Here is a 15,537-nt window from a genome sequence, read left to right on the forward strand (position 1 = left end):
TCTTGCTGATTCGAGAAAACTGCGGGTTGCCGCGTTGCCGGTTGTTGAAAGAACTTGTCTGAAAAACCTTGTCTGAAAACCTTGCCTGCTCAGGCGTCGCTCACCGGCGCCGGCAAGGCCGCGGCATTCTCCGGAGATGGGGGCGGGACGGGCCCGATACCACCGCCGAGGTCCACCTGCTCCGCCACCCAGTCCGGCAGCCAGCCGCGCAGCCATTGCGCACCCGGCACGAACACCGGTACCACGGTGGAGCGTTGCCACTGCGGCTCCCGCGGCATCGCGGTCAAGCCCAGCACGAGCAGCAGCGCGCAGGCGACGAATGCACCGCGCGCCAGCCCCAGCACCAGGCCCAGCAGACGGTCCAGCCCGGACAGGCCGACCGACTGCACCATCTTGCGCACCACCCAGCCGACCAGGCCGACCACCAGCAGCACGCCGATGAAGCTCAGCGCGTACCCGGCGAACAGCTCGCCGGTGCCGGGTACGCCGTCGCTGGCCAGCAGCAACGCCACGTTGGCGCCGTAGCGGAACGCGGCCCACGCCGCCAGCACCCAGGCGGCAAGCGAGGCGAGCACGCCGATGAAACCGCGCATCAGCCCGAACAGCGCCGACACCGCGACCACCGCCAGCAACACCCAGTCGAGCGCGCCCATGGCCTGCGCCGGCGACCTTACGGGTGCGGCCGGACGATGCCGCTGACGCCGATCCTGGCCGCCACTTGCGCCTTGAGCTGGTCGGCGTCGCCACGGCTGGCGACCGGGCCGACGCGCACGCGACTCAAGGTGCCCTTGTCGGTACGGACCTGTTCGACAAAGGCGCTGAAGCCTGCCGCGCGCGCCCGATCGCGCAGCTTGCCGGCATCGTCGGCATTGGCGAATGCACCCAGTTGCACGGCGAAACCGACACCGGCAGCCGCCGGTCTGGTCGGCTCGGCCACGGGCTTGGCGGCGGTTGGCGCCTTCGCCACCGGTTGCGCCGGGGCCGGCTTGCTCGCGGCCGGCTTGGCCGGCTCCGGCGGCAGCGCGGCCGGCGGGGTCGGCTTCGATTCGGCCAACGGCACCGGCGCGGACACCGGCGGCGCGGCAGAGGCCACCGGCGTCGACACCGACGCGGCGGTGGAAGCCGGCGCCGGCGAGTCATCGGCATCGAGCACGACGACCTTGGCGCCCACGTCGTTGCGCACCTGCGCCGCACGCAGACGCGCGGCCTCGGCGTCGGCCTGCGACGCATACGGGCCGATCCGCACGCGGTACAGGGTGCGGCCCGTGGCGGCGCTGGTGGTTTCCTGGTAGCCCGGCAGCTGCGAAGTGCGCAGTGCCTGAACCACGCGCTGCGCATCGGCGGCGCTGGCGTAGCTGCCGAAGCTGACCGCGTAATCGCCGCCCGCAGTCGCGGCCGGCATCATCGAAGAGGAGGTGGACGCCGCCGTCGCCGCGGTATCGACCGTCGGCAGGCTGGCACCCTCGGCCGGCTCCAGGCCGACGGCGCCGCCCTTGGGCGCGTCGCCCGGCGTGACGAGGGGCAACTCACGGGTTTCGAACTGGCCCTGCGGCGCGTCCTGCAGCTTCAACGGTATGTCGGAGGCGCCGCTTTCGGGCGCCGGGCCCTTGATCAACATCGGCAGGAAAATCACTGCGAGCGCGACCAGAACGGCGGCGCCGATCAGTCGCTGTTTCAGGGCAGATTCCATCGGATCTCGCACGCCACTGGCGGATTGCCGGGCAAATTATACCGCGCCGCGACCAGCCTCCCGCCGCGAAAAACCTCAATGCGCCGCAGCACGTCGGGATATTCAGGCAATAGCCTCGCCCCCGGGATCGTTCCGGCAGTGTTCAGTCAGCGGCGAGCCCGGCCAAAGCCGCAGCGGCGGTGTGGAACGAACCGAACACGAGGATGCGGTCGCCCGCCTGGGCCTCCACACGCGCCGCCGCCAGGGCCGTGGCGACATCGGCATGGCGCGTGCCGGCGGCGGCCGCGGTATCGGCCAGCCGCTGCGCCAAAGCCTCGACCGCAGTCCCACGCGGCCCCGCTTCCGCCAAACCGGCCAGGTGCCACGCGGCGATCAGCGGCGCCAGCGCCGCGACCACGCCGGCCACGTCCTTGTCGCCCAATGCGGCGAACACGGCCTGGGTGCGGCCACTCGCCGGAGCCGCCTTGAGCCAGGCCGCGAGTTCGCGCGCGGCCTGCGGGTTGTGGCCGACATCGACCACGATCTCGACGCCGTCCCGCTCGAAACGCTGCAGGCGCCCGGCGACATGCGCACGGGCAATACCCTCGGCGATGACCGGCTTCGGCAGCGGCTTGCGCAGGGCGCGCAACGCCGCGATGGCGACGGCGGCATTGCGCAACTGCACCGGTGCGGCCAGCTGCGGCAGTGGCAATACCAGTGAATAGCCGACCTCACGCCAGTGCCACGTCGGCGCGGCGAGGCGACCCACCGGCGCCGGCTCGAAGAAGAAATCGTTGCTGATACGCCAGGTCGATGCCCCGATCTCGTAGGCGTGGCGCAGCACGCTCGACGGCGGATCGTCATCGCCGAGCACCAGCGGCTTGCCCATGCGGGCGATGCCGACCTTCTCGGCGCCGATGGCTTCGCGGTCCTCGCCCAGGTAATCCTGGTGGTCGAGGTCGACCGTGGTGATCACCGCGACGTCGGCATCGACCAGGTTGGTGGCGTCCAGTCGCCCGCCAAGGCCGACCTCGAGGACCACCAGGTCGAGTCTGGCACGCTCGAACAGCCACAGCGCTGCCAGCGTGCCGTACTCGAAGTAGGTCAATGGGATGATCCGATCATCCTGAGCCTGTCGAAGGAGCCGCGCGGCCTCGATCGCCTCGAACGCCGCAATGAAATCCGCGTCGGCGACATCGACACCGTCGATGCGCACACGCTCGTTGTAGGTCAGCAGGTGCGGGGAAGTGTAAGCACCGACCTTCCAGCCGGCGGCGCGCGCGATCGCCTCGATGAAGGCGACGGTCGAGCCCTTGCCGTTGGTGCCGGCGACGGTGATGACCTTCTTCGCCGGCCGCTTCAAGCCGAGCCGTTGCGCGACGGCGCGGATGCGCTCCAGCCCCATGTCGATGGACTTGGGGTGGATGCGTTCGATGTAGTCGAGCCAGTCGGCGAGCGTGCGGGTCATGTACGCATTATCCAACAGCCCGCGGACCAGCCAGCAGGTTACAGCGCGCGGTGCACCGCCTCACCGAAGAACGCGGTGTGGTGGCTGCAGTCGTTCAGGCGCACCACTTCCAGATGGTCGACGTCAGCGCCTTCCAGCAGGTTCAGCGTGGTCGGTGCCTGGCGGAAGGTCCACAGCCTCGCCAACGGGATGCCGAGCACGTGGCACAGCAGCACGCGGTTGACCGCGTCGTGGGCGACCACCAGCAGCGTGTCGCCGTCGCCGAGGCCCTCGGTGGCGCGCGCGAACGCCGGCCAGGCGCGGTCGAACACGTGCTGCAGCGACTCACCCTGCGGCATCAGCACCTCGTGCGGGGCGTCGCGCCAGGCGCGCAAGCGTTCGCCGTCGCGCTCGCGGATCTCGCTGGCGAGCAGGCCTTCCCAGGTGCCGTGGGCGATTTCCATCAGGCCGGGGTCCAGGGTCAACGGCAGGTCGCGCTCGCCCAGGGCCAGTTCGGCGGTCTGGCGGGCACGGCCCAGCGGCGAGGCCACGGCGCGGGTGATCGGCAACTCGCGCAGGCGTTCGCCCAGCGCACGCGCCTGGGCCAGGCCGACCGGCGACAACGGGATGTCTTCCTGCCCCTGATAGCGGCCTTCGGCGTTCCACGGCGTCTCGCCGTGGCGGGCTAGGAGAATGCGCATGCGGGGTCTGTACCTGTGAGGGATTGACGCGAAGCCCCGCAGACTAGGCAAACCCCGGCGCCTGCACAACCGTTGCACTGGCAACCGCTGCCTGGCTGCGCGACGATGCCTGCCTCGACAGGAGTCCATGCCATGACGCAGCAGGTGAAGGGCGAGTTTGACGTCAAGCGTTTTCCGGAAGGCGGCCTGGACCTGGGCGGTGGCGTTGTCGCCGGGCATTTCCGCTTCACCAAGGTGTTCCATGGCGCGCTCGACGCCACCTCGGTGGTGCACATGCTGGCGGTCGGCACGCAGGTCGAAGGCTCGGCGGGTTACGTCGCGGTCGAGCGCATCAACGGCACGCTCGACGGCCGCACCGGCAGCTTCCTGACCCAGCACAACGGCATCCTCGACCGCGGCACGCCGTCGTTGACGCTGACCGTGGTGCCGGACTCGGGCACCGACGAGCTGGAGGGCCTGCGCGGGAAGATGGCCATCGATATTGTCGACGGCAAGCACTACTACACGCTCGACTACGCTTTCGATTGATGCGGATGTCGCTTTTGCTCGTCATTCCCGTGAAGGCGGGGATGACGACGCTTATTCAACGTGTGCCGGCACCGCCGAGCTGTCCCGCCGCGCAGCGATTGGCATCGGGCAGTGCCGCTTTTTTGTTGGTGCCGATCCCTCTTGGCCAGTGATGCGCCTCACAGATAGGAGATGGCGCACCACACCGCTCGTAATTTTCATTCCGCGCTAACGACGCTCGACCGGAAACTCCCTAAAGTCGGCCGGTCGGCGAGGTGCCGGCCAAGACGCACAACATGGAGAGTGATATGCGCAACAAGACTGCACTGAGCCTGGGCCTGCTGGCCGCCCTCGTCGCCACCGCCGCGTTCGCCCGGCCACCGGGACCTGCTGTGGCCGGCGAGTTTTATGTCTACTTCGACCAGAGCGGGGAGGTGGTGGGCCGCGCCTCGATTGACTGCCTGGGCGAATTCCACCAGACCGGAAAGGCCACGAATTTCTACAGCAACGGTTACGCGGTCTGCAATCCGAGGTGATGGACCGGCACCATCGCAGCAACAAAAAAACGGCGGATCTCTCCGCCGTTTTTTTATCCGCCTTTTTTACCTGTCGCCAGGGTCAGTTCGGCGCGACGTTCAGCTCCTTCAGCAGCTGCGGCGCCGGATAGACTTCCTGCATGATCCAGCGCATGTAGCGCTGATCGACCGCGATCATGCGCGTCATGGTCGGGTCGAACACCCAGTTGCTGCTCACCGACTCCCAGTTGCCGTCGAAGGCCAGGCCGACCAGCTTGCCCTGCCCGTCCAGCACCGGTGAACCGGAATTGCCGCCGGTGATGTCCAGGTCGGAGAGGAAGTTCACCGGCACCGTGCCGAGCTTCTTGTCGGCCAGGCCGCCGTAGTTCTTCGCGGCGATGGCGTCGAGCAGCGTCTGCGGCGCATTGAACGGGTCCTGCCCGGTCGCCTTGGCCGCCACTTCCTCCAGCCTGGTAAACGGCACCTGCTTGCTGCCGTCGGTCTTGGTGTAGCCCATCACGCTGCCGAAGGTGATGCGCAGCGACGAGTTGGCGTCGGGATAGACCGACTGGCCCTTGCTCTTCTTGTAGTCGGCGATCGCCTGCAGGTAGACCGGGCGCGCGACCAATGCATCGCCGGCGCGGGCCTTGCCTTCCTCCTCCAGTTTCAGCACGGCCGGCATCACCGCCACCGCAAACTGGACGGCCGGGTCCTTGCTCTTCTCGAACTCGGCGCGGTCGGCGGTCATCAGCTTGAGGCGCGCGTCGGTGCTGCCCAGCTTGGTCTTGCCGAGCTTGTCGAGTGCGCGCTTGATCGCCTTCTCGTCCGAGCCGCCCAGCCACTGGTCGACCGCGGCAATGCGCTGCGCCGGCGGAAGCTTGACGTATTCGCGCAGCCAGTAGGCCTGCAGCTCGCGGTCCATCGACGGCACGTAACGACGCTCCATCTGGCGCATGCCGCCCTCGAAGGTCGGCAGGTCACGCTGCTGGTAACCCTGCTCACGCTGCGCATCGGGCTTCGCGCGCTCGATCGACAACCGGTACAGCTGCGTCGCCGCGCCCAGTGCGCCGGTGCCGCGCAGCTGGCCAAACACCAGGTCGCGCTGGCGATTCACGCGCGCCGCCTCGTCCAATGCGACCAGTTGCTGGTGCGCGGCCAACGCCGGCTGGCCCTTGTCGCCCTGCTTGCTCAGCCAGTCGAGCACGGCGGTTTCCTCGGCCTGCTTCTTGCCGGCGGCATCGATGCGCTTGAAGCCTTCCAGCTGACCGTCGTAGTTCTTCATCGTGTTCTGCCAGCCACGCACGGTGCTGGCGTACTTGACGGCGATGTCGGGATTCTTCTGGCCCTCGCTCTGGACCAGCGCCACCAGCTTCTTGTAGTGGCCGCCAACGGTCGGGTAGGTCCAGCCGGCGGTCTCGTCGAATTCCTCCGCCAATGCATAGCGCGCCGTCCGCCCCGGGTAACCGGCGACCATGACGAAGTCGCCCGCGCCCAACGGCTTGTCGGCCATCTTCAGCCAGTGCTTGGGCTGGTAGGGCACGTTGTCGGCCGAGTACGCGGCCGGCTTGCCGTCCTTGCCGACGTAGGCGCGATAGAACGAGAAGTCGCCGGTGTGACGCGGCCACATCCAGTTGTCGATCTCGCCGCCGTAGTTGCCGACGCTGCCCGGCGGTGCGTAGACCAGACGCACGTCCTTGATCTCGAGGTTGCGGAACAGGCGGTAGGTGTTGCCGCCGGCGAAACTGTAGAGGCGGCAGCGGAAGCCCTCGACGCTTTCGCACGAGGCGACCAGTTGCTTCTCGATGGTCTCCAGCGCCGTCGTGCGGCCCAGTGCGTCCGGTGCTGCGGCGATGGCGGCCTGCACCTGCTTGGTCACGTCCTGGATGGTGTCGAGTGCGTAGATGCGTGCATTCGGGCCGGCCGAGACTTCCTCGGCCACCGTGGCGGCGTTGAAGCCGTCCTTCATCAGGTTCTTTTCGGGCGTGGAATTGAGCTGGATCGCGCCATAGGCGCAATGGTGGTTGGTAACCACCAGGCCCTGCGGCGATACGAAGCTGGCGGTGCAGCCGCCGAGCGAGACCACCGCACCCATCGGGTCACCGGTGAGGTTGGCCAATTGCTTGGCATTGAGCTTGAGGCCGGCCTTCTTCAGCGGTCCGGAAATCTCCGGCAACTGCTGTGGCACCCACATGCCCTCGCCCGCCTGGGCGCTCCCGATCGCGGCGAACGCGATCGCCACGGCCAACACCGAATGACGCATGCACACACTCCTTGCAGAAAGTCAGTGGGCGAGTCTAGCCCGCCCGGTTTGGCCCGGCCACGACCCAAGGCCAGGCCGGGCTGTTCAGCATTTGCCGGATCGGGCCGCAGGGCTCATTCGGCCGGCAGGTTCATTTCCTTGAGCAGGTGCGGCGCCGGGTACACCTTGGCCAGCAGCCAGCGCATATAGCGCATGTCGACGTGGATCGCACGCTTGTAGCGCGGGTCGAACATCCAGCTGGCGCTGACCGCCTCCCAGTTGCTGTCGAAGTTCAGGCCGATCAGCCTGCCCTGCGCATCCAGCACCGGCGAGCCGGAGTTGCCACCGGTGGTGTCGAGGTTGGTGAGGAAGTCGACCGTCTGCGCACCCGCCGACGCGTTGCCCAGACTCGGCTCGGCAGTGCTGCCGAAATCGCCCTTGGTGATCGCATCGCGCAACGGCTGCGGCGCGTTGAACGGCTCGGCACCGGTGTGCTTCTCGACAATGCCCTGCACCGTGGTCAGCGGCCGGTAATGCACGCCATCGCGCGGGTCCATTGCGCTGATGCGGCCGTAGCTGACGCGCAATGTCGAATTGGCATCCGGATACACCGCGCGCCCCTGCGACTGGCGAAAGCCGATCAACGCGCGCATGTAGGCCGGGCGCAGGCGCAGCAGCTCGCCGGCGCTGGTCTTGTTCTCCTCGTCCAGGCGCAGGATGGCCGGCTGCAAGGTCGCCGCGGCTTTCAGCAGTGTGTCGCCGGACGCGGCCAGTGTCGCCGCATCGGCCTGCATCGTGGCCAGCCGCACGCTCTCGTCGCCAAGCCGGGTGCCGGCATACAACGCGTCGAGTCGGGTCTTCAGCTGCGCCGGCGTGGTGCCGAACACCGCATCGAACTCGGCCACGTGCTGCCTCGCCGGCAGCGCCTGGTACTGCGTCAGCAGTTCGGTCAGCAGTGCCTTCTCCACGGCCGGCGCGTAGCGGCGTTGCACCTGCTTGAGCTGACCGGTGATCAACACCGCGTCGCGCTGCTGGTAACCGGACTCGCGCTGCGCATCGGGCTTGCCGCGTTCGTACGCCAGCCGCTGCAGCGTGATCGCCGAGCGCAGCAGTTGCGTCTGCGACGCGATCACACCAAGCAGTTGGTCGCGCTCGCGCGTCGTCATGCCCTGGTCGAGTACTGCCTGCGCGGCAGCGATGTCGGTCCTGGCCGTGGCGGCATCGGGCTGCTGGTCGAGCCAGGCCACCATCGCCGCCTCGTCGGCCTTGCGTACTGTCACCGCATCGCTGCGGCGCAGGCCGTCGAGCTCACCCTGCGCGCGCTTGAGGCTGTTCTTCAGGCTGCGCACCTGCGAGGCATAGCTGACGCGCGCAGCCTCGTTCTTGCCCGTGGTGGACTCGATCGTGTCGATCATGCGCTGGTACAGCGCCACGCGCGCCGGCAGCTGCCACTGCACCTGGTTGGCAAACTCCGAGGCCATGCGATGGCGGAAGGTCACGCCCGGATAGCCGGCCAGCATCGCGAAGTCGCCTTCCTTGACGTTGCGCGTGGACACCTGCAGGTGTGCCGGCGGCACGTACGGCACGTTGTCGGGCGCGTAGTCGGCGGGCTTGCCGTCCTTGCCAATGTAGGCACGCAGCAGGGTGAAGTCACCAGCGTGGCGTGGCCAGACGAAGTTGTCGACCTCGCCGCCGTAGTTACCGATGTCGTTCGGCGGCGCGTACACCAGGCGCACGTCGCGCAGCTCGAGTTGGCGCACCAGGTAGAAGTCGGTGCCGTAGTACATGTTGGCGACGCTGCAGCGATAGCCCGGCTCACGCTCGCATTCGGCGACGGCGGCCTTGGTCGCGGCATCCACCGCATCGAAGTAGCCACGCCCCTGCTTGCCCTTCGCGTCGGCGAGGATGCGATCGGTGATGCGGTCGAAGCCAGTCGTCACCAACACGCGGTAGTCGGGATTGGCTGGCAATTCGGCGGCGCGGTCGGCGGCGATGTAGCCGTCACGGATCAGGTCGCGATCGCTGCCGTCCGCAGACTTGCCGGAGTTGTACTGGATTACGCCGAACGCGACGTGGTGATTGGTCAGCACCAGGCCGTCGCCCGACACGAACGCGCCGCTGGCACCACCGACCTTGACCACTGCGTTCATCGGCGGCTTGGCCAGTTCGGCCAGATCGCGCGGCTGGCCCTTGAAGCCGGCGGCCTTGAGCTGCCTGGCGATGTCGGGCAGCTGCGACGGCATCCACATGCCTTCATCGGCGTGGGCGGCGGCAAAGGCGAGACTCAGGGACAGGGCTAACAGACGGCGGCGCATGGCGGTTCCGGTGCACGAGGAGCCCGCGACGATAGGCCAAGCCGCCCACCGCGGGCAAACCGCGGCCCGGGCGTACCTGCGCCGCGGCGTATAATTGCGATCCCGTTATTTCAATCGAAACCGCGACCGCGGCGGAACTTTCCAATGACGCAAACGATGAAAGCGCTGGTCAAGCGCGAAGCCGGCAAGGGCATCTGGATGGAAGAAGTGCCCGTCCCCTCGCCCGGCCCGAACGAAGTGCTGATCAAGCTCGAGAAGACCGCGATCTGCGGCACCGACCTGCACATCTACCTGTGGGACGAGTGGAGCCAGCGCACGATCAAGCCGGGCCTGGTCATCGGCCATGAGTTCGTCGGCCGCGTGGTCGAACTCGGTGCCGGCGTCACCGGCTACAGGATCGGCCAGCGCGTCTCGGCCGAAGGCCACATCGTCTGCGGCCACTGCCGCAACTGCCGCGGCGGCCGCCAGCACCTGTGCCCGAACACGGTCGGCATCGGCGTCAACCGCAATGGCGCGTTCGCCGAATACATCGTGATGCCGGCCAGCAACCTGTGGCCGATCCCGGACCAGATCCCGAGCGAACTGGCCGCATTCTTCGACCCCTACGGCAACGCCGCGCACTGCTCGCTGGAGTTCGACGTGGTCGGCGAGGACGTGCTGATCACCGGCGCCGGCCCGATCGGCATCATCGCCGCAGGCATCTGCAAACACATCGGCGCGCGCAACGTGGTCGTCACCGACGTCAACGATTACCGCTTGAAACTGGCCGCCGACATGGGCGCGACGCGCGTGGTCAATGTCGCCAACACCTCGCTCAAGGACGTGATGGCCGACCTGCACATGGAGGGCTTCGACGTCGGCCTGGAGATGAGTGGCAACCCGCGCGCCTTCAACGACATGCTCGACTGCATGTACCACGGCGGCAAGATCGCGATGCTCGGGATCATGCCCAAGGGCGCTGGTGCCGACTGGGACAAGATCATCTTCAAGGGCCTCACCCTGCACGGCATCTACGGCCGCAAGATGTACGAGACCTGGTACAAGATGACGCAACTGGTGCTGGGCGGTTTCCCGCTCGGCAAGGTGCTGACCCACCAGTTGCCGATCGATGAGTTCCAGCAGGGCTTCGACCTGATGGAAGCGGGCAAGGCCGGCAAGGTTGTTCTGAGCTGGAACTAGCAGCCGTCATCCCCGCGAAGGCGGGGATCCAGCGACCTTCGCTGTTGCTGCCCCCAACAAGACACTGGATTCCCGCCTTCGCGGGAATGACGAGCAAAGAGACATCGCATGTCATTGACCCAACGCTACGCCACCGAACTCGAATCGATCCGCGCCCAAGGCCTGTTCAAGTCCGAGCGTGTCATCACCAGCCCGCAGTCGGCCGAAATCACGCTCGAAGACGGCCGCACGGTGCTGAACTTCTGCGCCAACAACTACCTCGGCCTGGCCGACCACCCCGAGGTGATTGCCGCCGCCAAGGAGGCGCTCGACACGCATGGCTTCGGCATGGCCTCGGTGCGCTTCATCTGCGGCACCCAGGACCTGCACAAGCAGCTCGAACAGACCATCGCCGAGTTCTTCGGTACCGAAGATACGATCCTCTACGCCGCCTGCTTCGATGCCAACGGCGGCCTGTTCGAGCCGCTGCTGGGCGAGGACGACGCGATCATCTCCGACGCGCTCAACCACGCCTCGATCATCGACGGCGTGCGCCTGTGCAAAGCAAAGCGATTCCGCTACGCCAACTGCGACATGGCCGACCTGGAAAAACAGCTGCAGGCCGCCGATGCCGCCGGCTGCAAGACCAAGCTGATCACCAGCGACGGCGTATTCTCGATGGACGGCTTCATCGCCCCGCTCGACGAGATCACCGCGTTGGCGAAGAAGTACAACGCCCTCGTCCACATCGACGAATGCCACGCCACCGGCTTCCTCGGTGCGACCGGCCGCGGTTCGGCCGAGGTCAAGGGGGTGATGGACAGGATCGACATCTTCACCGGCACGCTCGGCAAGGCCATGGGCGGCGCGCTGGGCGGCTTCACCACCGCCAAGAAGGAGGTCATCGAACTACTGCGCCAGCGCTCACGCCCGTACCTGTTCTCCAACTCGCTGCCGCCGCATGTGGTCGCCGCGGGCATCAAGGCGTTCGAGATGCTGTCGTCCGCCGGCGATCTGCGCAAGCAACTGGTCGAAAACACCCGCTACTTCCGCGAACAGATGACTGCCGCTGGTTTCGACATCAAGCCAGGCGTGCATCCGATCAGCCCGGTGATGCTGTACGACGCACCACTGGCGCAGCAGTTCGCCGCCCGGCTGCTGGAGGAAGGCATCTACGCGATCGGCTTCTTCTTCCCGGTGGTGCCGCAGGGTCAGGCCCGCATCCGCACGCAGATGTCGGCCGCGCACACGCGCGAGCATCTCGACCGCGCGATCGCGGCGTTCATCAAGATCGGCCGCGAGCTGGGCGTGCTCAAGGCCTGATCCATCCCTGCACCGCAGCAGCAACGAAAGAGGCCGGTCAGTGACCGGCCTCTTTCATTCGTCTGTTCCCACACCGGCGCAGCGCTTCATTGGCCGCGCTTGCGGTCCTTGGCAACGCGTGTATCGGCCTTCTTCGCCGGCGTGCCCTTGGCGACACGGATGCCGCGGGACTTCATCCAGGCATCGAACTCGTCTGCCGACATGCGACGGCCGTTCTGGTGCATGTTGAAGCGATACGGCGTGTTGTCGTGCTTGGTCTTCGGCTTGTAGCCCTCGCCATCGCCCTGGCTCGTGGTAGCCGGACGGCGCTTGCCAAAGGCGACCGGTTGGCAATCACCCAGGCGGGCCGACGCCAGCGTGTCGTCTGTCCACTGCGACTGTGCCAGCGCCTGCATCAGCACGCGGTTGCCTGCACCGGTACCCATGCCATGCCTCGATTGCGGTTGTCCGATCGACCCGAGCATGGTCGCGTCCGGTGCCTGCTGTCGTGGATCGACCCGCGCGACACAGCTGCCTTCCTGCGCACTGACTCCTCCAGCACACAGCAGCAGCAACACCACCAGCGACATCTTGCGCATGACCGTCCTCCCCAACGAAGTCGAGGGAGTGTAGGCGTGCGCGAGGCCGTCCTGTCCGCGAAAACGGTGACCACACACACACTCCCGCACAGTGGCCGCGCAGATCCGGCTATCGCGTGACAACGCACGGATCCGCCATGCGCAGCATGTCGCACCGGTTGCGTGACGCACATCGCAGATGCATCCGCGCAGGCAAGACCGCCGCAGCTTGCCGGTTCTAGCGGTCGCCACCCAGCGCGGCGATCTCGTGTGCACTCAGGCGCCTCCACTGCCCCTTGGGCAGATCGCCCAGCCGCAACGGGCCGATTGCCACACGCACCAGGCGCAGCACCCCGATATCGAACGCGGCCAGCAGACGACGGATCTGCCGGTTACGGCCTTCGTCGAGGGCGATCTCCAGCCAGGCATGCTTGTCGCCGGCACGCAGCAGGCAGACGGACTGGGCGCGCAGGTGTTCGCCGTCGACGTCCACACCCGCGGTCAAGGCCGCCAACAGCGCTTCATCGGGGATTACATCGATCTGCACGTGATAAGTCTTGACGGCGCCGTGCCCGGGATCGGTGATGTGCGCCGCCCAGGGCGGGTCATTGCAGAACAGCAACAGCCCCTCGCTGGCCTTGTCGAGACGCCCGACCGGCGCCAGCCACGGCAGCCCGGCCCCGTCGAGACAACGGTAGACCGTGTCGCGGCCGCGCTCGTCCTGGGCCGTAGTGACCAGGCCGCGCGGCTTGTTGAGCATCAGGTAGATGCGCGGCGCCGCGTCGAGCTCGCGTCCGTCGACGGCGATCCGCTGACGCCCCTGCACGATCGGATACTCGGGATCGCGTACCACGCGACCATCGACTTCGACCCGACCCGCAGCGATCCATCGGGCAGCCTCGCTGCGCGAGCACAGGCCCTGCTTGGACAGCACCCGCGCGAGACCGTGACGTGGTGTCGGCACCGTCATCGGTCGTTAGCTCGGTCGTTCCCCAGATGCAGACGGGGCGCTGATCGCGCCCCGTAGACTCACTTCTTCTTTTTTTCGTCCTTCGCCGGCTCCGCGGGAGCAGCGGCGGGAGCGGCGACCGCGCCCTTGCCCTTGGCCACGCGCACGCCCTTGGCTTTCATCCAGGCGTCGAACTCCTCGGCGGTCATGCGCTTGCCGTTCTGGTTCATGTCGAAGCGCCATGGCGTGTTGTCGAACTGCGTCTTGGGCTTGTACGCCGCCGGGTCGCTCGCGCTCGGCATGGCACCCGGAGTCGCGGCAGGCATCGCCTTGGCCACCTGGCAGCCCTCCAGGCGCATGCGGAACAGCACCTGATCCACCGACAAGGCCTCGTCGAATGCCTGCGACAGCACTCCGGTCGGCGCGCCAAGCTGTGGTCGCGGCACGACCAGCTCCGACGCGATCGGCGCGATCACGGTCGGCCGGATCGGCAGGGCCTTGGGCGCGGACACCGCGGCGCAATTGGCCACCTGGGCCTGCGCCATACCGGCGATCAACAACAGCGAAAATCCGACTAGTACGCGCATGACCTCTCTCCATCGATCCGTATCGACGCCTGCATCCGGCGCCCGACATGCGCGCCAGTGTAGGCGTGCCCCCCGCATCGGACAACACCGGAACGCGCAGAGGTATGGCTGCGTCACAAACGACGAAGCCCGGCACTGGGCCGGGCTTCGCGTACCGCAGTTACTGAGGTGCTTAGTTCTGCACGTTCAGCTCGGTGCGGCGGTTCTTCTCGCTCTTGCAGCCCGGCATCGTCTGCTCGGTCGGCTCCAGCGGACGGCTCTCGCCGTAACCGATCGGGCCCACCAGACGCGAGGCGTCCACGCCGTTGCTGGTCAGGTAGTCGAACACCGTGCTGGCGCGACGCTCCGACAGCTTCTGGTTGTACGCGTCCTTGCCGCACAGGTCGGTGTGACCGGCAACCTCGACCTTCAGCTCCGGATAGCGCTTCAGGATCTCGGTGGCCTCCGACAGGATCGACACCGCGTCAGGACGCAGCGTGGCCTTGTCGAAGTCGAAGTTCACGCCCTTCAGGTCGATCGACACCGGCACCGGGCAACCGTCCGGACCGATCGTCTGGCCGGCCTGCGAGCCCGGGCACTTGTCGTCGCAGTTGTTGACGCCGTCGCCGTCGTCGTCCAGGTCCGCGCACGCCGATGCGACCGGCGCCGGCACGGCTGCCACGGCCGCAGCCGCACCCAGCGGAATCACGATGCCGACCGAAGCCAGGATGTCGCCGAACCAGTCTTTGCTCGGGGCGTTGACGCTGGTGTCGTCGAAGTCGGCGCGGTAGGCCAGCTCGGTACGGACCGCCACGCGCTCGCCGAGGGCGCTCTGCACGCCAACGCCGACCTTGGCGGCCAGGTTGCCGTCTTCACGCTGCGCCGGCGAGTTGTTGCTCGGGAACGCGTCGAACTCTTCTTCCGAGCGCTGGTAGCCCAGGCCCATCAGCAGGTACGGATTCCAGTTGCGGCCTTCGGCCAGGAAGTGGCGACGCAGGTCCAGCGACACGCCGTACTGGCTCCAGTTGAGGTTCGGGTTGGCGTCGTTGTTCGGGTTCTGGTAGTTCAGCTCGCCGTCGAGCGACCAGTTCGGGGCCAGGAACTTGCCGACGCCCAGGCCGACGAACGGCGCGTTGCGCGTGCCGCGGTCGTTGTCCTGGATGTTGAAGCCGGCCGAGCCGGTCAAATACCAACGGTCGTCAAAGTCCTGTGCATTGGCAACCTGCGCAAAGCTCAGGCCCGCCAACAGTGCGGTGCTCAACAAACGGATCTTCATCTGTCACTCCATGGATCAGGGGGAAACGGTTTGTACGCTCAACAGCGTCGCCAGCGGCCCGTGAATGGGGAGGAGCCGCATTCAGCATTGGCGGCGGCGATCATACACTGTCAAGACGTTTGTTAATACCACTTAACGTAATTTGGTAACAATGCCGGATAAATGCGAAGCCCGGCACTGGGCCGGGCTTCACGTACCGCAGTTACTGAGGGTGCTTAGTTCTGCACGTTCAGCTCGGTGCGGCGGTTCTTCTCGCTCTTGCAGGCCGGGAAGGTCTGCTCGGTCGGCTCCAGCGGACGGCTCTCGCCGTAACCC

The 15,537-nt window shown here is 67.0% G+C and carries 14 protein-coding genes; 4 read left to right on the forward strand and 10 right to left on the reverse strand.

The features are described 5' to 3' along the window. Positions 1-89: 89 nt before the first annotated feature. From ACFOLC_RS04375 to ACFOLC_RS04390, 4 genes are all read right to left on the reverse strand, one after another. A complete protein-coding gene (locus tag ACFOLC_RS04375; protein ID WP_386757867.1) occupies positions 90-653 on the reverse strand; it encodes a CvpA family protein in 564 nt (187 codons plus the stop codon). 17 nt (positions 654-670) lie between these two features. Next, the gene (locus ACFOLC_RS04380) at positions 671-1,690 is read right to left on the reverse strand and encodes an SPOR domain-containing protein (protein WP_386757869.1); all 1,020 of its coding nucleotides are present in this window, start codon (positions 1,688-1,690) and stop codon (positions 671-673) included. Positions 1,691-1,832: 142 nt separating this feature from the next. After that, entirely contained in the window at positions 1,833-3,137 is a 1,305-nt protein-coding gene (gene folC / locus ACFOLC_RS04385; protein ID WP_386757871.1) for a bifunctional tetrahydrofolate synthase/dihydrofolate synthase, read from the reverse strand. A gap of 38 nt (positions 3,138-3,175) precedes the next feature. After that, positions 3,176-3,817, reverse strand: coding sequence for a histidine phosphatase family protein (locus tag ACFOLC_RS04390; RefSeq protein WP_386757873.1), 642 nt, complete (start codon positions 3,815-3,817; stop codon positions 3,176-3,178). A 132-nt stretch (positions 3,818-3,949) separates the two neighbouring features. Between ACFOLC_RS04390 and ACFOLC_RS04395 the strand changes: the two genes are divergently transcribed. Both ACFOLC_RS04395 and ACFOLC_RS04400 read left to right on the forward strand, forming a co-directional pair. Then, a complete protein-coding gene (locus ACFOLC_RS04395) occupies positions 3,950-4,345 on the forward strand; it encodes a DUF3224 domain-containing protein (RefSeq protein ID WP_386757875.1) in 396 nt (131 codons plus the stop codon). Between the two features lie 287 nt (positions 4,346-4,632). Further along, positions 4,633-4,860, forward strand: coding sequence for a hypothetical protein (locus ACFOLC_RS04400; RefSeq protein ID WP_386757877.1), 228 nt, complete (start codon positions 4,633-4,635; stop codon positions 4,858-4,860). A gap of 82 nt (positions 4,861-4,942) precedes the next feature. Here ACFOLC_RS04400 and ACFOLC_RS04405 read toward each other — a convergent pair whose 3' ends face one another. Both ACFOLC_RS04405 and ACFOLC_RS04410 read right to left on the reverse strand, forming a co-directional pair. Next, entirely contained in the window at positions 4,943-7,099 is a 2,157-nt protein-coding gene (locus ACFOLC_RS04405; RefSeq protein ID WP_386757879.1) for a S46 family peptidase, read from the reverse strand. Between the two features lie 113 nt (positions 7,100-7,212). Further along, positions 7,213-9,393, reverse strand: a complete 2,181-nt coding sequence (locus ACFOLC_RS04410) for a S46 family peptidase (protein ID WP_386757881.1) — start codon at positions 9,391-9,393, stop codon at positions 7,213-7,215. A 144-nt stretch (positions 9,394-9,537) separates the two neighbouring features. On the opposite strand from ACFOLC_RS04410, the gene tdh reads away from it, so the two are divergent. Next, positions 9,538-10,572 carry an L-threonine 3-dehydrogenase gene (tdh, locus tag ACFOLC_RS04415; RefSeq protein ID WP_386757883.1) on the forward strand — a complete coding sequence of 345 codons (1,035 nt, stop codon included), beginning with the start codon at positions 9,538-9,540 and terminating at the stop codon, positions 10,570-10,572. 108 nt (positions 10,573-10,680) lie between these two features. Beyond that, positions 10,681-11,874: a glycine C-acetyltransferase gene (kbl, locus tag ACFOLC_RS04420; RefSeq protein WP_386757885.1), complete on the forward strand. Its 1,194-nt coding sequence runs from the start codon at positions 10,681-10,683 to the stop codon at positions 11,872-11,874. A gap of 86 nt (positions 11,875-11,960) precedes the next feature. Here the strand turns inward: kbl and ACFOLC_RS04425 are convergent, their stop codons facing one another. The 4 genes from ACFOLC_RS04425 to ACFOLC_RS04440 form a co-directional block, all read right to left on the reverse strand. Continuing rightward, on the reverse strand, positions 11,961-12,452 hold the full coding sequence (locus ACFOLC_RS04425; RefSeq protein WP_386757887.1) for a hypothetical protein: 492 nt from the start codon (positions 12,450-12,452) through the stop codon (positions 11,961-11,963). 217 nt (positions 12,453-12,669) lie between these two features. Beyond that, positions 12,670-13,395: a pseudouridine synthase gene (locus tag ACFOLC_RS04430; RefSeq protein WP_386757889.1), complete on the reverse strand. Its 726-nt coding sequence runs from the start codon at positions 13,393-13,395 to the stop codon at positions 12,670-12,672. 65 nt (positions 13,396-13,460) lie between these two features. After that, on the reverse strand, positions 13,461-13,967 hold the full coding sequence (locus tag ACFOLC_RS04435) for a hypothetical protein (protein ID WP_386757891.1): 507 nt from the start codon (positions 13,965-13,967) through the stop codon (positions 13,461-13,463). A gap of 172 nt (positions 13,968-14,139) precedes the next feature. After that, entirely contained in the window at positions 14,140-15,222 is a 1,083-nt protein-coding gene (locus tag ACFOLC_RS04440) for an outer membrane beta-barrel protein (protein WP_386757893.1), read from the reverse strand. Positions 15,223-15,537 lie beyond the last annotated feature (315 nt).

Origin of the sequence: Lysobacter cavernae (assembly GCF_042648505.1) — a bacterium.
GTDB classification, from domain to species: Bacteria; Pseudomonadota; Gammaproteobacteria; order Xanthomonadales; family Xanthomonadaceae; genus Lysobacter_L; species Lysobacter_L cavernae.

Coding starts and splice junctions, on each gene's coding strand:
- ACFOLC_RS04375 (WP_386757867.1), bottom strand. CDS start 653: ATGGGCGCGCTCGACTGGGTGTTGCTGGCGGTGGTCGCGGTGTCGGCG.
- ACFOLC_RS04380 (WP_386757869.1), bottom strand. CDS start 1,690: ATGGAATCTGCCCTGAAACAGCGACTGATCGGCGCCGCCGTTCTGGTC.
- folC (WP_386757871.1), bottom strand. CDS start 3,137: ATGACCCGCACGCTCGCCGACTGGCTCGACTACATCGAACGCATCCAC.
- ACFOLC_RS04390 (WP_386757873.1), bottom strand. CDS start 3,817: ATGCGCATTCTCCTAGCCCGCCACGGCGAGACGCCGTGGAACGCCGAA.
- ACFOLC_RS04395 (WP_386757875.1), top strand. CDS start 3,950: ATGACGCAGCAGGTGAAGGGCGAGTTTGACGTCAAGCGTTTTCCGGAA.
- ACFOLC_RS04400 (WP_386757877.1), top strand. CDS start 4,633: ATGCGCAACAAGACTGCACTGAGCCTGGGCCTGCTGGCCGCCCTCGTC.
- ACFOLC_RS04405 (WP_386757879.1), bottom strand. CDS start 7,099: ATGCGTCATTCGGTGTTGGCCGTGGCGATCGCGTTCGCCGCGATCGGG.
- ACFOLC_RS04410 (WP_386757881.1), bottom strand. CDS start 9,393: ATGCGCCGCCGTCTGTTAGCCCTGTCCCTGAGTCTCGCCTTTGCCGCC.
- tdh (WP_386757883.1), top strand. CDS start 9,538: ATGACGCAAACGATGAAAGCGCTGGTCAAGCGCGAAGCCGGCAAGGGC.
- kbl (WP_386757885.1), top strand. CDS start 10,681: ATGTCATTGACCCAACGCTACGCCACCGAACTCGAATCGATCCGCGCC.
- ACFOLC_RS04425 (WP_386757887.1), bottom strand. CDS start 12,452: ATGCGCAAGATGTCGCTGGTGGTGTTGCTGCTGCTGTGTGCTGGAGGA.
- ACFOLC_RS04435 (WP_386757891.1), bottom strand. CDS start 13,967: ATGCGCGTACTAGTCGGATTTTCGCTGTTGTTGATCGCCGGTATGGCG.
- ACFOLC_RS04440 (WP_386757893.1), bottom strand. CDS start 15,222: ATGAAGATCCGTTTGTTGAGCACCGCACTGTTGGCGGGCCTGAGCTTT.